Genomic DNA, 17430 nt, shown 5'->3' with positions numbered 1-17430 from the left:
TGTCCAGAGCGCCTCCATCAGTTCCATTTCTTACTGCTGGGTTCAATCAATTCCGACATCGTGGTTGTCGTTGGTCCACTCCGACGGTTTGAGCGAGTACTTATCCTGGTCTGCCTGACAGGGTCATTTCACCGCTGTAAAAGCTTGTGCGATTCATCCCATGTTCAATCACTACCGGTGCTGGAGCCGCGGCAACGAGGCGATGCGCAACTTGGGTTCCTGCAACCGCGCCAGGTCGGTCGCGATCTGCGCCCGCCAAAAATGCGCGCCCGCCAACTGCGCGTCCACCCAGGCCTGGCGCAGCAGCACGGTGGCCTTGTCCACCGAGCCGTAGTGCGCCTGGCGCAGGATCAGTTGCGCCTTGATCCGCAGTATTTGCGGCACGAACCAACGTTCATGGCGGCCGAGGGCCAATTGCAGGGTGTCTTCGAGCACTTCCAGGGCGAGTTTTTCCAGGCCCAGGCGCGCCAGGCCCAGGGCGTACTCACAGCGCAGCAGGCTGTAGAGCTGGCTGTCGCCCTGGCCTTGCAGGTGATGCAAGGCTTCGCCCAGTTGCGGCACGCCGGTTTCCGGGGCGCCTTCGCGGATCAGCAGGATGTTTTCGAAACACAGGCGAAATTGCCGCCAGATATGCAGGTCCTGGCCGGTGGTGCTGTCTTGCAGCAGGCCCAGGTAATAGCGCACTTTCGGCAGGTTGGATGCCAGCAGTGCCAGGGGTATGGCACCCAGGCACAGGGTGTACCAGAGGGTCGCAGGGTGTTCGAGGGAGATGGCTTCGTCGACGCAACTGCCGATCAGGCGCAGCGCCGGGTCGACATCGCCTTCAAGCAGTTGCACCTTGGCCTTGAGGCAGCGGGCGGCGATGCGTTGGTCGAATTGCAGGTCGATGATGTGCGAACGCGGTGCCGACGGCGAGCCCAGGGCTTCATCGATGTTCTGCCGTGCCCCCATCAGGTCACCCATATGGAACAGCGCCACGGCACGCATGCGCTTGCCGAGCAATTGTTGGCTGCCGCTGTTGTTCAGCGCGATGTAGCGCTCGGCCAGTTCCAGGGCTTCAGTGTACTGGTTGCAGCCGCAGCGGTCGGTCCACAGGCCCCACAGGGCACGCAACTTGTGCTCGGCATCGCCGAGGTCGCGGGCGTCTTCGCATACCTGGCGCCAGGCGTCGCGCATCGGGCCGCCGGTGCCGTAGGTGAGCATCAGCACGCTGGCCAGGGCGGTGTGCAACAACATGCGCTGGCGCAAGGGCAGCGGGATGAGGGCGTCGCTGGCCAGGCCTTTGTCGACCCAACTGCGGCACTCGCTGATCAAGGACACCCGCAGCCACAACGGCACGCCGCCCAGGGTCAATTCGATGCCCAGGGACAGGTCGCCGGTGGGCGAGTAGGCCCAGTCGAGGGCTGCCCGGATGGTATTGATCTGCGCAGCGTAGAGGGCCAGCCAGGTGCCCGGCGACAAGCCATCCAGGGTTCGCCCGGCTTCCTGCAGCACGCCGAGCGCATAGCGCGCATGACGCTGGCAAGTGGTACGGGTTTCGCCCTGTTCGTCGAGTTTTTCCAGGGCGTAGGCGCGGGTGGTTTCCAGCAGGCGGTAGTGCTTGGGCACGGTGGATTCGCTGGCGATCAGCAGCGACTTGTCCATCAGGCTTTCGAGCAAGGGCAGGGCGTTGCGCGGGGCCAGGCGGCTGCTGGCGGTCATCGTCTTGACGGCCTCCAGGGTGAAGGAACCAGTGAACACCGCGAGCTGGCGCAGCATGGCCTGTTCGTCGTCGCTGAGCATGGCGTAGGTCCAGTCCAGGGTCGCGCTCAGGGAACGGTGCCGGGCGAGGGCGGTACGCCGGCCAGTCATTTGCAGGCGGAAGCTGCCGTCGAGCAGGCCCACCAGGTCCTGGATGCCAAAGGTGCGCACGCGGGCGGCGGCGATTTCGATCGCCAGCGCGTTGCTGTCGAGTTTGCGGCAGATCGCACTGACGGCCGCGACGTCGGCGTCGGTGAACACAAAACCCGGGTCGAGGGCGCGTACGCGTTCCACAAACAGACGCACGCCGGACCATGCCAGGGCTTGCTGGGCGCTGAGGTGGGCGTGTGCGTCGGGCACCTCCAGCGGCGCCAGGTCATGCACCCGTTCGCCGTGTGCACGCAGCGGTTCGCGGCTGGTGGTAAGCACACAGCATTGCGGGGCGCTGCGCAGCAGGATTTCGACCACGTCGGCGGTGGCCGGCAGTACGTGTTCGCAATTGTCGAGCACCAGCAGCAAGCGGCGGTTGGCCAGGCTGGCGACCACACAGTGCAGCGGGTCTGCGCTGACGGTCTGGATACCCAATGCACTGGCGAGCATGCCGGCCACCCATTGCCCGCCAGTGGCGGGGGCCAGGTCGACGAAGCACGTGCCCAGATTGAGTTCACCGGCCAGACGCTGCGCCACCGCCATGGCCACAGTGGTCTTGCCGATTCCGCCGGGGCCGGTGAGGGTGACGAAGCGCTGGCTCATGACCTGGTCGGCCAGGCTGGCGATCAAGGCGTCGCGGCCGATCACCTCAGCCGTCGGCGTCGGCAGGTTGGGCTCATCCACACGCACATAGGGCGCGGGCAGGTGCTCTTCACTGGCCGCCTGTACGGTGACGGGGGCGACAAAGCGATAGCCGCGGCCCGGCACGGTGACGATATAACTGCAGTTGCCATCGTCACCCAGCGCGCGGCGCAGCGCGACGATCTGTGCGCGCAGGTTGCATTCCTCCACCACCACCTTGGGCCAGGCGAAGGCGATCAGTTCGGCCTTCTCCAGCAATTCTCCCGCACGGGTCACCAGGGCAATCAACAGGTATAGCGCGCGACTGCCCAGGGTGACCGGCACGCCGTTGCGCAACAACACATGCTGCTTGGCCAGTAATAGATAGGGGCCAAAGCCCAGGGTGCTGTCAGGGGCGGCCGGCGCGGGATGGTCTGCGTCCAGGAAGGACACTGCGTGGTTCTTGCTCGAGCTCATCAAATCGTCCTTTTTATAGTCAGGCTTGTTATTGGCGATCAGGCCATTCGCCCTTTTTGGGGTACAGATGTGCAGCAGCAGTCTTGGAAAAATGATGTCGATCAACCGTGTTAAAGGCTGCCCTCCTTTGGGGCGTGGTCGTTTTTATGGTGACGTCACGGAGCCTGTTTCAGGGGATGAGACTGTCTCAGAGCTGAAACATTTTATTACTAGAAATACTGATAAAGCAGAATGTATGCCAGTTGGCATGTAACAAACATGACAACAACCGCATGAAATTTATGGTGATTTTTGCGGTCGTCGACGACACGGGAGGGCCTTCGTTCGGAAAGGCGAATATTTCTAATTGTGTCGTTCGGGATGCCGAATAAAGCGCCGGGGTTTTGGCACTGTTTTATTGACTGTGTATCGAACTGTATCCCTGCACCATCCTGATACACCTGCATGACGTTCTGTCGCGTTCGCGACACAGAGCGGATACACGCCTGGCTTTAACTCTGCTCACCAGCTGGCGCAGGCGGTCACCGACCCCAAGCGCCCTGGCCACCCTCAGTCAAGCCAGGAGACTCTTATGAAGCGTCCTTACGCAGCCCTCGCTGCAACCCTTGCGCTGTCCCTCAGCGCCTTCGCGGCCGTGGCCCACGCCGACGAGCCCAAGCCCCAGGAAAAATGCTTTGGCGTGTCCCTTGCCGGTGCCAACGATTGCGCCGCCGGCAAAGGCACCTCGTGTGCCGGCACCGCCACCACCGACTACCAGGGCAATGCCTGGGTGCTGGTGGACAAAGGCACCTGCACCCAGATCAAGACCCCTAAAGGCTTCGGCAGCCTCACGGAGCAACCGTGATCCAGCGCCTGCTGCCCGAAGCCCTGCTGTTGCTGGTGGCCCGGGTGGCGATCGCGGCGGTGTTCTTTCTGTCGGGACGCACCAAGGTCACCGGTTGGATTGAACTCAAGCCGTCGACCTACACGCTGTTCCGCTCGGAGTACGCCTTGCCGCTGATTCCGCCGGAGTGGGCGGCGCACCTGGCGACCTACGCCGAGCACCTGTTCCCGCTGTTGCTGGTGCTGGGCCTGCTGACCCGTCCGGCCGCCGCCGCGCTACTGGGCATGACCCTGGTGATCGAGGTGTTTGTGTACCCCGATGCCTGGCCGGTGCACCTGACCTGGGCGGGGCTGTTGTTGCCGCTGCTGGCTTATGGCGGTGGGGCCTGGTCGCTGGACCGCCTGATGCTGGGCAAACGTTCTTAACTTTGATGGAGATTTCCCATGCGTATGCTTTCTTCCCTGGCCATTGCCATGGCCTTGACCGTTCCGATGCTGGCCCAGGCCGCGGATGCCCCACAGCCCGGCACCGGTAAAAGCGTGGTGATCGTGCCCGGTTCGTTTGTCGACGGCTCCGGCTGGCGTGTGGTGCACGACATCCTGATTCACAAAGGCTACAAGGTCACGGTGGTGCACCAGGGCCACGAGAATTTGGCCGCCGACGTGGCCGAGGCGCGCGAAGTGCTGGAGCAGCAAGTCGGCCCGGTGGTGCTGGTGGGTCACAGTTCCGGTGGCGGGGTGATCTCGATTGCCGGCGACCGCGACAAGGTCAAGTCGCTGGTCTACGTGTCGGCGCTGCAACCGGAAGTGGGCGAGAACATGGCCCAGTTGATCGGCTCCATGCCGGCGCCCGGCGATGACATCAAGCAGAGCCGCGACGGTCACCTGTTCTTCGACCGTGCCAGGTTCAACGCCGACTTTGCCGCCGACCTGACCACCAACCGCACCGACTTCATGGCCGCCTCCCAGGTGCCCGCGACCACTGCCCTGTTCGGCGGCACCGTGTGGGCCGCGGCCTGGCACAAAAAGCCGACCTACGCGGTGGTCTCCACCGAAGACCGTGCCCTGAGCCCCGACCTGCAGCGCTGGATGTACAAGCGTGCCGGTTCCAAGGTCACCGAAATCAAGGCCAGCCACTCGGTGTACATCTCCCAGCCCGAGGCTGTGGCGAAGGTCATCGAAGACGCTGCGTCCGTTATCAAGTAATTCACCCCAACCCTGGAGAAACACCCATGAACACTGCACTCAAATCCCGCCTGAGCCTCGCTGCCGCTGCCGCCCTTATCGCCATGGCCTCGGCCTCATTCGCCAGCGCCGCCAGCGCCGCCGACCAACAGGAAAAACCCGGGCGCTGCTACGGCGTCAACACCTGTAAAGGCACCAGCCTGTGTGCCACCGCCAAGAACGACTGCAAGGGTCTCAACAGCTGCAAGGGCGCAGGCGTGATCGTCAAGACCCCGTCCGAGTGCCTCAAGGCCGGTGGCACCTTGACCGAACCGAAGTAATCCACCCGGCGGGCCCTGTGTGGGCTCGCCACTTATTCGTTGCGGAGATCCGTCATGTCGACATCCAACCCTCACTTTTCAGGCTACGGCCTGGGGCTGCGCAAGGAGCATTACTGCGACTTCCTGGAGACTTCGGTGCCCGTGGATTTTGTCGAAGTGATCTCCGAAAACTTCATGGTCGCGGGCGGCCAGCCCCGGCACATCCTGCGCCAGGTGCGCGAGCGCTACCCGGTGGCACTGCATGGCGTGTCCATGTCCATCGGCACCGCCGAAGGGCTGGACACCGATTACCTGCGGCGCCTCAAGTCGCTGGTGGATGAAATTGAACCGCTGTTTGTCTCCGACCACCTGAGCTGGTCGCGCAGTGGCGGTTTCAATGCCCATGACTTGTTGCCGGTGCCCTACACCGACGAAGCGCTGGACCGGGTCTGCGCCAATATCCACCAGGCCCAGGACGTGCTGGGCCGTACGATGCTGTTCGAGAACCCATCGAGTTACCTGGCGTTCGAGGGTGCCTGCATGACCGAGTGGGAGTTCATCACGGCCATGGCCCGGCGCACCGGCTGTGAACTGCTGCTGGACGTCAACAATGTGTTTGTCAGTGCGAGCAATCACGGTTTCGACGCCCTGGCGTTTCTCGACGGCATCCCCGCCGAGCGAGTACGCCAGGTGCACCTGGCCGGCCACAGCCAGGGCCGTGACATCTTGATCGACAGCCATGACAGCCCGGTGTGCACCGGCGTCTGGGAACTGTACGCACGGGCCATGCAACGGCTGGGGCCGGTGGCGACCATGATCGAGCGTGATGATGAGATCCCGCCGCTCGCCGAGCTGCTTCAGGAACTGTCGATGGCCCGGACATTGGGGGCGGCGCTATGAACCTGGCGCAATTTCAGCAGGCTTTTCGCCGCTGGCTGGTGAACGCGTCCGATGAATCCGCGCAGTTGCTGGGCAGCAATCACGTCGGTTTGGCGGTGTACCAGAACAATTACCGCGCCCAGTTGGTGGGCTGCCTCGAACAGGCGTTCCCCAACCTGCGCCGTTGGCTTGGAGAGCAAGCGTTTCTGGCCGCGAGCATTACCCATATCGACAACCATCCGCCCCATGCCTGGACCCTGGATGCGTACCCCGAGGGGTTCCACGCCACCTTGAAGGATGTGTTTCCACTGAATCCGGATGTGCATGAGCTGGCCTGGATCGAGTCGGCCCTGAATGAGGCCTTTGTCGCCGCTGACGCGCAACCGCTGGCCCTGGAAGCGCTGGCCGAGCTGGACTGGGACACGGCGGTATTGCAGCTCACACCGTCGTTGCGTTGCCACGGCTTGACCACCAATGCCGAGGCTATCTGGTCGGCGCTGTGGCAGGAAACGTCCGCGCCGGAAGCGGTGATGCTGGAACAGGCGGGCGGTTTGCTGGTGTGGCGGCGGCAATTCACCTCGCGGCTGCGTCAGGTCGATGCGCTGGAACTTCAGGCGGTGCAGCAGGTACAGGCTGACGGCAGTTTCGCCGGGCTGTGTGAGTGCCTGGTGCAACGCCTGGGGGAGGGCGCGGGCGTGATGCAGGCAGGTGAATACCTGGCCGCTTGGCTGGGCAGTGAATTGATCGTGGGGGTGAGTGATGTTTGACCGTCGTGGATTTTTACTGCTGGCGACGGTGGTGATCGCCGCCCCGGCGTTTGCGCTGCAACAGGTGAGCACGGATGAGGGGGAGGTGCGTTATGAGCAGTTCGGGCCGGAGGACGGCCATGCGATCATCTTGCTGGCGGCGGATGTGCACGTGTTTGCGGCGGTCAGCGGGCCGCTGGCGGCGCAGGGTTTCAGGGTGATCGTGCCGTACCTGCGCGAGGCCGATGACGTGACGCTCGGCCAGGATGTGCTGGAACTGATGAACGCGCTGCATATCCCCGAGGCGGTGCTGGCCGGTGTGGAACAGGGCGCACGCGTGGCGACGCACACGGCTACCCTGAAACCGACACGCTGCGTGGGGCTGGTCACGCTCAACACAGTGCCCCAGGCGGGTTTTGCCGAGGCGGTAGGGGTGATGACGAAGACTGGACACTGGCGAACCTGATCACGCCAGGAACTCCACTTTGCCACTGCGCAGTCGGTAAGTGCCGCCGACAATGCTGAGTTTTCCTTGGGCAAGGGCATCGGCCAGCACGGTCGATTCGCCCTTGAGCCGTGCCACGGTGTCCCGGACATTTTGCGCAATGGCGTTGTCGAGCAGGTTGCCGGGCGCTTTCAGGATTTTGTTCACGGAAGGCTTGATCGCATCCGCCAGACTCTGGATTTTACCGGGGAAGGTCACGTTATCCTTGACGGCCTTGACCCCGGCCGAAATGGCGCCGCAGCTGTCATGCCCCAACACCAGGATCAATGGCGTCCCCAGCATCACGACGGCGTATTCGAGGCTGGCGAGGCCGTTTTCCGTCACGAAGTTGCCGGCTACCCGTACGCAAAACAGTTCCCCCAGGCCGGTATCGAAGATGTATTCGGGGGCAATCCTCGAATCGGCGCAAGCGAGTACTGCCGCGAACGGATGCTGGCCGCTCACCAAGGCCTCGCGCTCCACCATCAGGTCGCGGCGCTTTGTCACGTCGGCGGCGTAGCGGCTGTTACCCTCCATCAACCGCGCCAACGCCTGCTGCGGGTCGATAATGCTGGTTGACGTGTCGGCCGTGTGAGCCGAGGCGATTGGCAACTGACCTGCCAGAAGCACAGCCCCGGCGCTGGTGGCCGCCAGGCGCAGAAAATGCCGGCGTGCATCGCAATGCGCGGTTTCACGATCGTTGTCCATCAGTGAGTTTCTCGTAAGGGCAGAGGAACGTCACCCTCGCAAAAATTGCAGCGGGACAATGTAGGAGGTCTCTTTCAATAGGCGCGAACATGAAAATACGGACAGTTAGCCAATCGGCCACTGAATAAATTCGCGGCTGCCATTAATCTAACCGCCTTAGTCACCTGCGCGGATTGTTCATGTCTTCTGTTGCCGATGGGTTGCCCCTCGATAAACGCCTGCCGGCCGTGATCGCGATCTCCCTGGGGATCGGCATGGCGACCCTGGACACGGCCATCGTCAACACGGCGTTGCCGACCCTGGCCGAGGGGATCGGCACCGATTCCGCTTCGGTGATCTGGGTGGTCAATGCCTACCAGTTGGCGATCATCGCCACGGTGCTGCCGTTTGCTTCGCTCAGCGATGTGCTGGGGCATCGCCGGGTGTACCTCGGCGGGTTGTTGCTGTTTATTGTGTCGTCGCTATTTTGCGGGTTGGCCGGCTCGCTGCTCACCCTGACTGCCGCGCGAGTGGCGCAGGGGCTTGGGGCGGCGGCGATCATGAGCGTGAACACGGCGTTGCTGCGGCATATCTACCCGTCAAAAATGCTCGGGCGCGGGCTGGGCTATAACTCGTTGGTGGTGGGGTTGGCCTTTACCCTTGGGCCGACGGCTGCGTCGGCGATTCTGTCGGTGGCGACCTGGCATTGGTTGTATCTGATCAACGTGCCGCTGGGGTTACTGGCCTTGGGGTTGGGCGTGCGCTCGTTGCCGACCCTGCCAATGACCGGGCATGCCTTCGACCGTCTTGCCGCCGTACTGTGCGCCGGGCTGTTCGCCCTGCTGGTGCTGGGCCTGGGCACGGCGGTGCACGGTGCCCAGGGTGCGCTGACGCTGGGTGTGATTGCGGTGGCACTGGTCTGCGGCGTGCTGCTGTTGCGGCACCAGGCCGGGCACCCGGCACCGATGCTGGCGCTCGACCTGTTCAAGCGCCCGGTGTTTGCCTTGTCTTCCTTGACGGCCGTGTGTGCCTTCAGCGCCCAGGGCCTGGCCTTTGTGTCGCTGCCGTTTTTGTTGCAGGCGGTGCTCGGCCATAGCCAGGTGGAAACCGGTTTCCTGATGACGCCATGGCCGGCGGTGGTGGCGGTGATGGCGCTGGTTGCGGGGCGTCTGGCGGACCGTGTGTCCCTGGGCGTGCTGTGCGGCATCGGCTTGTTGATGCTCAGCGTGGGGATGGCTGCGTTGGCCACCCTGGGCAGTGGCGCCTCGGCATTTGATATCGGCTGGCGCATGGCGCTGTGCGGGGCCGGGTTCGGTTTTTTCCAGTCACCCAACCTCAAGGCGTTGATGACCAGCGCACCGCTGGCGCGCAGTGGCGGGGCGAGCGGCATCGTGGCGATTTCACGCCTGTTGGGCCAGACGCTGGGCGCATCGCTGGTAGCGTTGTGTTTCCACCTGTCCGTGGGCAGCGGCCCGCATTATGCGCTGTGGCTGGGCTGCGGGTTTGCACTGTTGGGCGCCGTGGCCAGTGGTCTGCGTTTGTTGCCCTATGGGAAAAAGGGCTGATTAACGCTACCGTGGCGACCTGAATATTTCGGGATGTTTCAGATTTATGTCCAGCCTGGCCCTCCGCACCGCTGATACCCGCTCCCGCCGCGCCGCTTTGACCCTGGCGTTATGCCTGCCCAGTGACGTGTTGCTCTACCTGTTGCTGCCCATGGAATCCCAGGCGTTCGGCATCACCCTGGCCCAGGCCGGGGTGTTGCTGGCCGCCAACCGCCTGGTGCGGATTTTCGGCTACCGGCATGTGCTCAATTTCTACGCACGCAACGGCGACCGCCTGACCTGCATGATCGCCGCCGGCGCCGCAGCGTTGTGTGCGGTGGGCAACTCAATGTTGTCCGGGTTTGCCGCATTGCTCTGCCTGCGCCTGGTGTGGGGCTTGTGCTTTGCAGCGTTGAACCTGTCGACCCAAGTGCTGGCCACGTCGGAACCTGCCGGCGCCGCACGCCGCGCCGGGCGCTCACGGGCGTTGATCGCCCTGGGGCCGATGCTGGCGCTGCCCCTGGGCGGCTGGCTGACGCTGTGGGCCGGGCCGCGTCCGATCTTTCTGATTCTGGCCGGGTGTTGCCTGGTGGGCTTGTGGATGGCGCGCGGTTTGCCTACGGTCGGGCATGATTTGCACAGCACCCCGGGCCGACGCTTCAAATGGCCGGACAGTGTGGCAGTGTGGTCGTTTATCGAGGGCGTGGCGCTGGACGGGCTGTTTATCTTCGGCCTGTCGATCCAGGCGCAGAAGCTGCTGGGCGGGGATGCGGTGCTGATCGCCGGCGGCCTGATGGCGTTGCGTTATGTCTCGGAAATGCTCCTGAGCCCTTTGGGCGGTCGAGCGGCCCAGCGGTTTGGCGCCACCTCGATGCTGTTGCTGTTTTCGTTCCTGAGTGCCCTGGCCCTGACGGCGTTCGGCAGTTACTGGGTGATTGTCGGCGCGGCGGCGGTACTGGTGTTGCGCGCACTGCAACTGCCGCTGGTGACTACCCTGGTGGCGGAGCGCAATCCCGGGTCGATGCGGGTGTCGGCCCTGGCCTCGAATGCCGTGTGGCGCGATATCGGCGCCGGCCTCGGCCCCTTGCTCGCCGGCCTGCTGCTGCCGATCGCCTCGGCGCCGTGGGTGTTTGGCCTGGCCGGTGCAGCCATCGCCGTCAGCGCGGTGTTCTGCTGGCGGGCAAAAAATCCCAACTGATGATGTGAGGTTGTACGTGTCCTCTCAAGAAAGCTTCGTAGACGTGCTGGACAAGGCCTATCGACACTGGACCGGCCAGGGACTGCCGGCCCCGGCACACCTGGACGCACAACAGCGCCTGGCCTGGCTGCACCGCGACGCACCTTACAGCCTGCTGGCCCATGACGGCGGCGCAGATCCGCGATTTACGTATGTGAATGAATGCGCCCTGCAGTGCTTCAAATACCCGCGCGAGAGCTTTATCGGCATGCCCTCACGCTTCAGCGCTTCGGCCCTCGACCGCGATGCGCGCCAGCTGCTGCTGGAGCAAGTCACCGCCAACGGCATCGCCGAGGGCTACAGCGGTTGGCGGGTGGATGCGCACAACCAGCCGTTCATGATTCATGCCGGGGTGGTATGGACCTTGCTCGATGACGCCGCCCAGCCGTGTGGCCAGGCGGCGCTGTTCTGGCCCGACGAGCAGCGCATCGGCGAGTTGGCTTAAGCGGTTTTCAAGGCTGCCAGCCAGGCGGGGTCGAGACGGGTTTGTTCGGTGTCGATCCCCAGCGCCTGCATCCTGGCCTTGTGCGCCTCGACCTCAGCCACCAACTGCACCTGGGCGCTGGAGTTGGCCTCCAGCTCATGCATCTGCGTCAAGCCCAAGTGGTAGAAGCGCAGCACCTTGATCGCCGCCGGGTCATTGGCCTGCACCCGCTCGATGACCTTGTGCATCACATTGGTCACGCTCATCAGGCTGCGCTTGAGCTGCCAGCCATACACCGCCGGCGCGAGCCACCCCTGGGTCCAGAACGGGCCACGGATCAGGGCCATGGTGATCAGCACCCCGGCGAACACACCGCCGACATTGAAGCGGAAATTGTCACCGCCGGGCTCACCAAACAGCATCACCGCCAGGCTCGACAGCAGCATCGCCAGGGCGACGAACAACACGGCCACGATCAGCGTGCTGCGCCGGGTCTGTTGACGGAAGGTGACAGGGTCGCAGGGTTTGAGCTCGAACATCCGGGGCATTTCTCCAGAAGGGGCCGGCATCATCTCACGCTTGGGCAAACAAGTTGAACGATGCTGCACGGCGGTTTCTCTAAATTGATGTAGACCCTTTGAGGTGAGCCATCATGCCCGAATACAAGCAACCACCGCCCGGTACCCCGAACCCTGACCGCACACCCGGAGAGGAAGAGCGCGACAACGATGCGTTGCGCCCCAACGACCCGGCGGAGCGCCAGGAAGACGACGTGGAGCGCGTCGAGGATGACCTTGAACGCCTCCATGACAAGGCTCGCCCACTTTAAATGAGGAGAACGCCGTGAGTGACACATCAAAAGGCCCGGCTTCGGGCGAGCATTCCAGTGTTCAGGATGAACTGGGGTTTGATCCGGATTCACCGGATGTATCGGATCCGCAGGTAGACCCGATTGGCCCGGCTATCGCGCCGTTGGATAAGAAAAATACCGACAAGGACGAGCGCAAACCACCTTACGATCCGCTGGGAGATTTGAAGACTTGATCCGGCCACGGTCCTTGCGGCTCATTCTTGCCGACACGCATCGTGCGTGGCGAGGTCGCGATACTGTCCTTTGAAGTACAGCAATGGCCGCGAAGCAGTCGCTTCAGGCGGGTTCATGGCTTTCACTTCGCCGATCACGATCAGGTGATCACCCGCGACGTGTTCGGCGTGAATTTCGCAATCCAGCCAGTGCAGGCTGCCGGCAATGAGCGGATTGCCCAGTGGTGATGCCTGCCACTCTACGCCGTGCCACTTGTCTGTGCCTCGCCGAGCGAACTGGTTGGAAATCCTGACCTGCTCGCCGGACAGGATATTGACGGCAAACCGGCCGGCCTGGCGCATCCTCGGATAGCTGGCTGAATTGGACATGACGCTGAATGACACCAGTGGCGGGCTCATCGACACGCTGTAGAACGACTGGCAAGTGAAGCCGATCGGCTCGCCGTCAACGTGGGAGGTAATCACTGTGATACCGGACGCGTAGTGCCCGAGGGCTTCTCGAAAGCGCGAGGGCTCGATGGGAGGTGACATGGGCGGTCCTGAATGGGGTGACGTGCGAATGCGCCAGGCAAGGCCTGACATCGTCAGGCCTTGCGTATTCTCAGTACGGGTTCGAGAGTTCGTTTCGGACAATCGCTGCGCCGGCACTCAACGCATTCAGCTTGCCCCTGGCGATGTGACGAGGCAGCGGCGCCATGCCACAGTTCGTGCAAGGGTAGAGCTTGTCGGCATCGACAAACTGCAGTGCTTTTCTCAAGGTGTTGGCGACTTCCTCGGGTGTTTCAATGGTGTGGCTGGCCACGTCGATGGCGCCGACCATCACTTTTTTGCCGCGGATAAGTTCAATCAGCTCCATGGGCACATGGGAGTTGTGACACTCCAGCGAGACGATATCGATACTGGATTGCTGCAGCTTGGGGAAGGCTTCTTCATATTGACGCCACTCTGATCCCAGCGTCTTTTTCCAGTCAGTATTGGCTTTGATGCCGTAGCCGTAGCAAATATGCACGGCGGTTTCGCATTTGAGGCCTTCAATGGCCCTTTCCAGGGTGGCCACGCCCCAGTCGTTCACCTCATCAAAGAACACGTTGAAGGCGGGCTCGTCGAATTGGATGATATCCACCCCGGCGGCTTCTAATTCAAGGGCTTCCTGGTTGAGGATTTTGGCGAATTCCCAGGCGAGCTTTTCACGACTCTTGTAATGGTTGTCATACAGCGTGTCGATCATCGTCATGGGGCCAGGCAGCGCCCACTTGATGGGTTGACTGGTTTGCTGGCGCAAGAACTTGGCGTCTTCGACAAACACGGGTTTCTGGCGGGAAACAGCCCCTACGACCGTTGGCACGCTTGCGTCATAACGATCACGGATTCGCACGGTCTCGCGTTTCTCGAAATCAACACCGCTGAGGTGTTCAATAAACGTCGTCACAAAGTGTTGGCGCGTCTGTTCACCATCACTGACGATATCAATGCCCGCGTGCTGTTGTTCCTGCAGGGACAGGCGCAAGGCGTCGTGTTTGCCCTCGGTCAATGCCTCATCCTGCAGTTTCCAGGGTGACCACAGTGTTTCAGGTTGAGCCAGCCAGGAAGGTTTAGGCAAACTGCCGGCGGTCGAAGTAGGTAACAACTTTTTCATCAGGGATGACCTTGTAGTATTAATGCGTCAAAGCGCGCAGTGGGCGGACCACTGTTGAAGAACAGCCTGGTAGGGTTTGATAAAGTGCTCTTCAACAAATTTTCCCTGTTCAATCGCCAGGCGGCTGCGTTCTTCTCGATCGTAGACAATCAACGTCAGTGAATAATCCTGGTGCTTCAAGCTGGGTCGGTAGAATTTGCCGGCGGCAGAATTGGCATTGTAAATCTCGGGCCGGTAAATCTTCTGGAAAGTGTCCATGGTGCTGATGGTGCTGATGAGTTCAAGATTGCTGTAATCCGCCAGCAAATCACCGGAAAAATAAAAGGCCAGCGGCGCAACACTGTTTGAAGGCATGAAGTAGCGAACCTTCAAACCCATTTTATTGAAGTACTCATCGGTCAAGGAGTAGGCGTCCTGTTGGTATTCAAAGCCCAATACAGGATGCTGGTTTTCTGTCCGATGATAGGTCCTGGTGTTCGAAACGCTCAGGCAGATCACCGGCGGCTTCTTGAAGTTTTCTTTGTACGTGTCTGAGTTGACGAAGTGCTTGAACAGTTTTCCATGCAAGTCGCCAAAGTTCTCGGGTGTGCTGAACTCGGTCTGATTCTTGTTGTGTGCTGACAAGGCAACGCTGAAATCGTAGTCGCGAACGTAGGAGGAAAAGTTGTTGCCGACAATACCCTCAATGCGTTCATGGGTGTGTTGATCGACAATCGTCGTTTTCAATATTTCAATCAGCGGGATGGCGTTGCCACGCTGTTCAGGGGCAATGTCCATTTCAACCGAGACGATATCAAGTTGCACTCTGTAGCGATCACCCTTGGGGTTATCCCACTGCGCCAACGCATTGAAACGATTGTTGATCATCCTCAATGTATTGCGCAGATTTTCCTGGCGACTTTTGCCCCTGGCCAAGTTGGCAAAGTTGGTGGTGATGCGCGTGTTTTTCGAGGGCTGATAATGTTCGTCGAAACGCAGGGTTTTGAGGGTAAAGGCAAACTCGCTGTTCATTGTGGCCTGACATCCTGATTTCCGGAATACACCTGATAGGTTGTTCAGGTGCCAGATTGATTTCTAGAATCAATAATTAGGATGTAGTTTAGGCAGCGCATGGGTCGAGTGAAATTGAATTGATTTCACTGAAGCGTTAGCCCTGTTCATGATGGGCAATTGGTCAACTGCAGAGGGTGTTAAAAGCCCCACCTTGTACGATGGGGCTGTGCACTTACTTGGGTGCGATCCACGTGACATCCGTAATCCCAAACTTCTCCGCCCAGGGCCGGGTGGTTTTCTTGACTTGCTCATGCCCCACGCGCCCCACGCGACTGACATGGGCAATATCGGCATCCACCGCCGCCCAGTGCCAGGCCTCGGCGTTGTTCATCACTTCAGCACGCACCACAAAGGTTTTCGGTTGACCGTGCAGCTGATAATTGATCGTGTAGATTTTTGCGGTACTCATGTTGCCTCCCTGTGTTGTTATAGATGGATAGGGCAGCGTTCAAAAAGGTTCATTCAAAATGACAATCTGCAGGTTGGCGCGGCATAGTGATGCCTTCTTCCTGTGCCCAAGGATCGCGCCATGCCTCTGCTGACCCATAGCCGTCTCTACCTGCAACGCCTGGGTTATGACACGCCGCCGGCGCCCACCCTGCACACCTTGCAGGCCCTGCAACTGCGCCACGTGTGCAGCTTTGCCTTCGAGAACCTGTCGAGCCTGATACGCCTGCCGGTGCCGATCGACCTGCCCAGTGTCGAACAAAAAGTACTGTTGGACGGGCGGGGAGGCTATTGCTATGAGCTGAACCAGATGTTCCTGGCCTTGCTGCAGGAACTCGGCTTCGAGGCGCGTGGCATCACCGGCCGGGTGGTGATGGGCGGGGCGCCGGATGCACGCACGGCGCGTACCCATCGTTTGAGCCTGGTGACCCTGGACGGCGTGCGCTACATCACCGATGTCGGCTTTGGCGGCATGGTGCCCAGCAGCCCGTTGCAACTGGACACCGAAGCGGTGCAGGCCACGGCCCATGAACCGTATCGCCTGACTTTCGACGGGCAGGGCAGTTACACCTTGTGGGCACAAGTGGCCGAGGAGTGGCGTGGCCTGTATGTGTTCGACCTGCAAGTACAGGCGGATATCGATTACGAAATCGGCAACTGGTACGTCTCCACCCACCCGGATTCGGTATTCGTGGGCCAACTGAAAGTCGCACGCCTGGCACCGGGCAAGCGCCATACCCTGAACAACACCCACTATGCGATCCACTCCCTGGACTGGCCGAGCGAAAAACGCACGCTTGGCAGTGCCGATGAGGTGGTGCAGGTGCTGACTGAAACCTTCAGGATTCGCGTGCCGGACACGGCAACGCTTCGGCAAACCCTGGATGGCCTGGTCCTGGCTGCCTCCCGTGAATAGTGAGATAGAGCCTCGCTGAACCGTTTTATCTCCAAACCCACGCAAATTAATTCGAACCTTTGGCGCATGCCGGGGTTCGAACCGTTTCCTGAATAATTTGCTCACCAGACAAGGAGATGTAAAACGATGTCCAAGCTATTCGGAAAACTCTTCAAGGGTTCCTCGCTGCTGGCGCTGGTCGCTGCGCCTGCCGTGGTGTTCGCCGCACCGTCCACCGACCCGATCTCCACCTTCGGGATCCTGGGCAGCTACAACGACTTCAAATTCGAAGGCGGCAGCCAGAGCGACAAGAGCCACATGCCTGAGGCGGGCCTGTTCTACAACTTCGGCAACAAGCTCACCGCCGAATCCGGCTTTATCTACCAGGCCGGTATCGAAGCCAAATACGGCGAAAAGAGCGATAACAAACTCAAGGAAGGCCAGGCAGACCTGGATCTCGGCTGGCGCGCCGCGCTGGATGCGCGCAACTTTGTCGACGTGATCGTTGGCGGTGGCTACAGCTGGACCCGCTACGAGCCAGAGATCAACGACCTCGACGTGAAGCTCACCAACAAATCGCCGTTCGCCAAGGCGGCCCTGGGCTATAACCACCAGTTCGATGACATGACCCTGCGTCTCGAAGCCGGCGCCCGTCGCACCATCGACGGTCGTACCAAGCTCAAGGTGGAAGATTTCGGCAGCGACACCGTGGACCTCAAGGACCGCACCAACCCCTACGCCGAAGTCAGCCTGTTGATGAATCAGAAGGGTGACCTGCCGGTGGTCGCGGGCTTGTACTACACCCGCACCGAGTACAAACTCAACGGTAACTCTGAAGTAGCTGACAACACCAAACTCAAGCGAGATGAGTACGGGTTCAAGGTCGGTATCGCGTTCTAAGTGCATCGCCCGGACGTGGGCGGCCAACGCCCACGTTCAACTGTCCCCGCCAGCCCCCCTTTGTGTCCGCCAAAACCCTCAACGCAGTCGCGTCGCTGCCTTAGTGTGGAACCTGCTTTCCATATCCTGAGAAGAGAGGGGGGCCATGCCCCGCATCGCC

At 61.3% G+C, this 17430-nt stretch carries 21 protein-coding genes; 14 read left to right on the top strand and 7 right to left on the bottom strand.

The genetic code is table 11. The features are described from left to right. Positions 1-171: 171 nt before the first annotated feature. Positions 172-2988, bottom strand: a complete 2817-nt coding sequence (locus BM110_RS06425) for an ATP-binding protein (protein WP_093513167.1) — start codon at positions 2986-2988, stop codon at positions 172-174. A gap of 571 nt (positions 2989-3559) precedes the next feature. Between BM110_RS06425 and BM110_RS06415 the strand changes: the two genes are divergently transcribed. Genes BM110_RS06415 through BM110_RS06385 form a run of 7 tightly spaced genes read left to right on the top strand, consistent with a single transcriptional unit; the run spans position 3560 to position 7385 of the window. Continuing rightward, positions 3560-3832, top strand: coding sequence for a BufA1 family periplasmic bufferin-type metallophore (locus BM110_RS06415; protein ID WP_049712652.1), 273 nt, complete (start codon positions 3560-3562; stop codon positions 3830-3832). Beyond that, a complete protein-coding gene (locus BM110_RS06410) occupies positions 3829-4236 on the top strand; it encodes a DoxX family protein (RefSeq protein WP_093123889.1) in 408 nt (135 codons plus the stop codon). The genes BM110_RS06415 and BM110_RS06410 overlap by 4 nt, the downstream gene beginning before the upstream one ends. Before the next feature lie 18 nt (positions 4237-4254). Continuing rightward, complete coding sequence (locus BM110_RS06405) at positions 4255-5016, top strand: alpha/beta fold hydrolase (RefSeq protein WP_093512796.1); 762 nt, start codon at positions 4255-4257, stop codon at positions 5014-5016. 26 nt (positions 5017-5042) lie between these two features. Then, complete coding sequence (locus BM110_RS06400) at positions 5043-5315, top strand: BufA2 family periplasmic bufferin-type metallophore (RefSeq protein ID WP_093512794.1); 273 nt, start codon at positions 5043-5045, stop codon at positions 5313-5315. A gap of 54 nt (positions 5316-5369) precedes the next feature. Next, positions 5370-6194 (top strand): MNIO family bufferin maturase, encoded by an 825-nt coding sequence (locus tag BM110_RS06395; RefSeq protein ID WP_071491920.1) that lies wholly within the window; start codon positions 5370-5372, stop codon positions 6192-6194. Beyond that, positions 6191-6940: an HvfC/BufC N-terminal domain-containing protein gene (locus BM110_RS06390; RefSeq protein WP_093123878.1), complete on the top strand. Its 750-nt coding sequence runs from the start codon at positions 6191-6193 to the stop codon at positions 6938-6940. Before BM110_RS06395 ends, BM110_RS06390 begins: the two co-directional genes overlap by 4 nt. Beyond that, positions 6933-7385 carry an alpha/beta fold hydrolase gene (locus BM110_RS06385; protein WP_093512792.1) on the top strand — a complete coding sequence of 151 codons (453 nt, stop codon included), beginning with the start codon at positions 6933-6935 and terminating at the stop codon, positions 7383-7385. Before BM110_RS06390 ends, BM110_RS06385 begins: the two co-directional genes overlap by 8 nt. Here BM110_RS06385 and BM110_RS06380 read toward each other — a convergent pair whose 3' ends face one another. After that, entirely contained in the window at positions 7386-8111 is a 726-nt protein-coding gene (locus BM110_RS06380) for a carbonic anhydrase (protein ID WP_092245022.1), read from the bottom strand. Between the two features lie 179 nt (positions 8112-8290). Here BM110_RS06380 and BM110_RS06375 point away from each other — a divergent pair, with 179 nt between their 5' ends. From BM110_RS06375 to BM110_RS06365, 3 genes are read left to right on the top strand one after another with little or no spacing between them, the layout of a single operon-like run. Then, the gene (locus BM110_RS06375; protein ID WP_092245025.1) at positions 8291-9655 is read left to right on the top strand and encodes an MFS transporter; all 1365 of its coding nucleotides are present in this window, start codon (positions 8291-8293) and stop codon (positions 9653-9655) included. A gap of 46 nt (positions 9656-9701) precedes the next feature. Beyond that, positions 9702-10832 (top strand): MFS transporter, encoded by a 1131-nt coding sequence (locus BM110_RS06370; RefSeq protein WP_093512789.1) that lies wholly within the window; start codon positions 9702-9704, stop codon positions 10830-10832. A 16-nt stretch (positions 10833-10848) separates the two neighbouring features. Then, a complete protein-coding gene (locus tag BM110_RS06365) occupies positions 10849-11316 on the top strand; it encodes an MEKHLA domain-containing protein (RefSeq protein ID WP_256572974.1) in 468 nt (155 codons plus the stop codon). On the opposite strand, the gene BM110_RS06360 is transcribed toward BM110_RS06365, so the two are convergent. Next, positions 11313-11834, bottom strand: a complete 522-nt coding sequence (locus tag BM110_RS06360) for a DUF3087 family protein (RefSeq protein WP_093512786.1) — start codon at positions 11832-11834, stop codon at positions 11313-11315. The genes BM110_RS06365 and BM110_RS06360 overlap by 4 nt on opposite strands. A gap of 113 nt (positions 11835-11947) precedes the next feature. Between BM110_RS06360 and BM110_RS29545 the strand changes: the two genes are divergently transcribed. Together BM110_RS29545 and BM110_RS06355 are read left to right on the top strand one after the other, a co-directional pair. Further along, complete coding sequence (locus BM110_RS29545) at positions 11948-12124, top strand: hypothetical protein (RefSeq protein WP_175486688.1); 177 nt, start codon at positions 11948-11950, stop codon at positions 12122-12124. Positions 12125-12138: 14 nt separating this feature from the next. Next, positions 12139-12339, top strand: coding sequence for a DUF6021 family protein (locus tag BM110_RS06355; RefSeq protein WP_083351478.1), 201 nt, complete (start codon positions 12139-12141; stop codon positions 12337-12339). Positions 12340-12360: 21 nt separating this feature from the next. Here the strand turns inward: BM110_RS06355 and BM110_RS06350 are convergent, their stop codons facing one another. From BM110_RS06350 to BM110_RS06335, 4 genes are all read right to left on the bottom strand, one after another. After that, entirely contained in the window at positions 12361-12870 is a 510-nt protein-coding gene (locus BM110_RS06350; RefSeq protein WP_092245038.1) for a flavin reductase family protein, read from the bottom strand. Positions 12871-12940: 70 nt separating this feature from the next. After that, positions 12941-13975, bottom strand: a complete 1035-nt coding sequence (locus BM110_RS06345; protein WP_092245041.1) for a methionine synthase — start codon at positions 13973-13975, stop codon at positions 12941-12943. A 27-nt stretch (positions 13976-14002) separates the two neighbouring features. Then, a complete protein-coding gene (locus BM110_RS06340) occupies positions 14003-14986 on the bottom strand; it encodes a DUF1852 domain-containing protein (RefSeq protein ID WP_093512784.1) in 984 nt (327 codons plus the stop codon). A gap of 214 nt (positions 14987-15200) precedes the next feature. Further along, complete coding sequence (locus BM110_RS06335) at positions 15201-15437, bottom strand: DUF6555 family protein (RefSeq protein WP_058425027.1); 237 nt, start codon at positions 15435-15437, stop codon at positions 15201-15203. Between the two features lie 120 nt (positions 15438-15557). Between BM110_RS06335 and BM110_RS06330 the strand changes: the two genes are divergently transcribed. Next, positions 15558-16391 carry an arylamine N-acetyltransferase family protein gene (locus tag BM110_RS06330; RefSeq protein WP_093512782.1) on the top strand — a complete coding sequence of 278 codons (834 nt, stop codon included), beginning with the start codon at positions 15558-15560 and terminating at the stop codon, positions 16389-16391. 126 nt (positions 16392-16517) lie between these two features. Next, positions 16518-17270, top strand: a complete 753-nt coding sequence (locus BM110_RS06325) for an outer membrane beta-barrel protein (protein ID WP_093512780.1) — start codon at positions 16518-16520, stop codon at positions 17268-17270. The last annotated feature ends 160 nt before the right edge of the window (positions 17271-17430 follow it).

Origin of the sequence: Pseudomonas sp. NFPP28 (assembly GCF_900115535.1) — a bacterium.
Taxonomy (GTDB): domain Bacteria; phylum Pseudomonadota; class Gammaproteobacteria; order Pseudomonadales; family Pseudomonadaceae; genus Aquipseudomonas; species Aquipseudomonas extremorientalis.
The sequence above is the reverse complement of the archived record's forward strand: the minus strand, read 5'-3'. Positions and strand labels throughout refer to the sequence as shown.

Coding starts and splice junctions, on each gene's coding strand:
- BM110_RS06415 (WP_049712652.1), top strand. CDS start 3,560: ATGAAGCGTCCTTACGCAGCCCTCGCTGCAACCCTTGCGCTGTCCCTC.
- BM110_RS06330 (WP_093512782.1), top strand. CDS start 15,558: ATGCCTCTGCTGACCCATAGCCGTCTCTACCTGCAACGCCTGGGTTAT.
- BM110_RS06380 (WP_092245022.1), bottom strand. CDS start 8,111: ATGGACAACGATCGTGAAACCGCGCATTGCGATGCACGCCGGCATTTT.
- BM110_RS06405 (WP_093512796.1), top strand. CDS start 4,255: ATGCGTATGCTTTCTTCCCTGGCCATTGCCATGGCCTTGACCGTTCCG.
- BM110_RS06425 (WP_093513167.1), bottom strand. CDS start 2,988: ATGAGCTCGAGCAAGAACCACGCAGTGTCCTTCCTGGACGCAGACCAT.
- BM110_RS06400 (WP_093512794.1), top strand. CDS start 5,043: ATGAACACTGCACTCAAATCCCGCCTGAGCCTCGCTGCCGCTGCCGCC.
- BM110_RS29545 (WP_175486688.1), top strand. CDS start 11,948: ATGCCCGAATACAAGCAACCACCGCCCGGTACCCCGAACCCTGACCGC.
- BM110_RS06345 (WP_092245041.1), bottom strand. CDS start 13,975: ATGAAAAAGTTGTTACCTACTTCGACCGCCGGCAGTTTGCCTAAACCT.
- BM110_RS06335 (WP_058425027.1), bottom strand. CDS start 15,437: ATGAGTACCGCAAAAATCTACACGATCAATTATCAGCTGCACGGTCAA.
- BM110_RS06370 (WP_093512789.1), top strand. CDS start 9,702: ATGTCCAGCCTGGCCCTCCGCACCGCTGATACCCGCTCCCGCCGCGCC.
- BM110_RS06395 (WP_071491920.1), top strand. CDS start 5,370: ATGTCGACATCCAACCCTCACTTTTCAGGCTACGGCCTGGGGCTGCGC.
- BM110_RS06385 (WP_093512792.1), top strand. CDS start 6,933: ATGTTTGACCGTCGTGGATTTTTACTGCTGGCGACGGTGGTGATCGCC.
- BM110_RS06360 (WP_093512786.1), bottom strand. CDS start 11,834: ATGTTCGAGCTCAAACCCTGCGACCCTGTCACCTTCCGTCAACAGACC.
- BM110_RS06350 (WP_092245038.1), bottom strand. CDS start 12,870: ATGTCACCTCCCATCGAGCCCTCGCGCTTTCGAGAAGCCCTCGGGCAC.
- BM110_RS06325 (WP_093512780.1), top strand. CDS start 16,518: ATGTCCAAGCTATTCGGAAAACTCTTCAAGGGTTCCTCGCTGCTGGCG.
- BM110_RS06340 (WP_093512784.1), bottom strand. CDS start 14,986: ATGAACAGCGAGTTTGCCTTTACCCTCAAAACCCTGCGTTTCGACGAA.
- BM110_RS06390 (WP_093123878.1), top strand. CDS start 6,191: ATGAACCTGGCGCAATTTCAGCAGGCTTTTCGCCGCTGGCTGGTGAAC.
- BM110_RS06375 (WP_092245025.1), top strand. CDS start 8,291: ATGTCTTCTGTTGCCGATGGGTTGCCCCTCGATAAACGCCTGCCGGCC.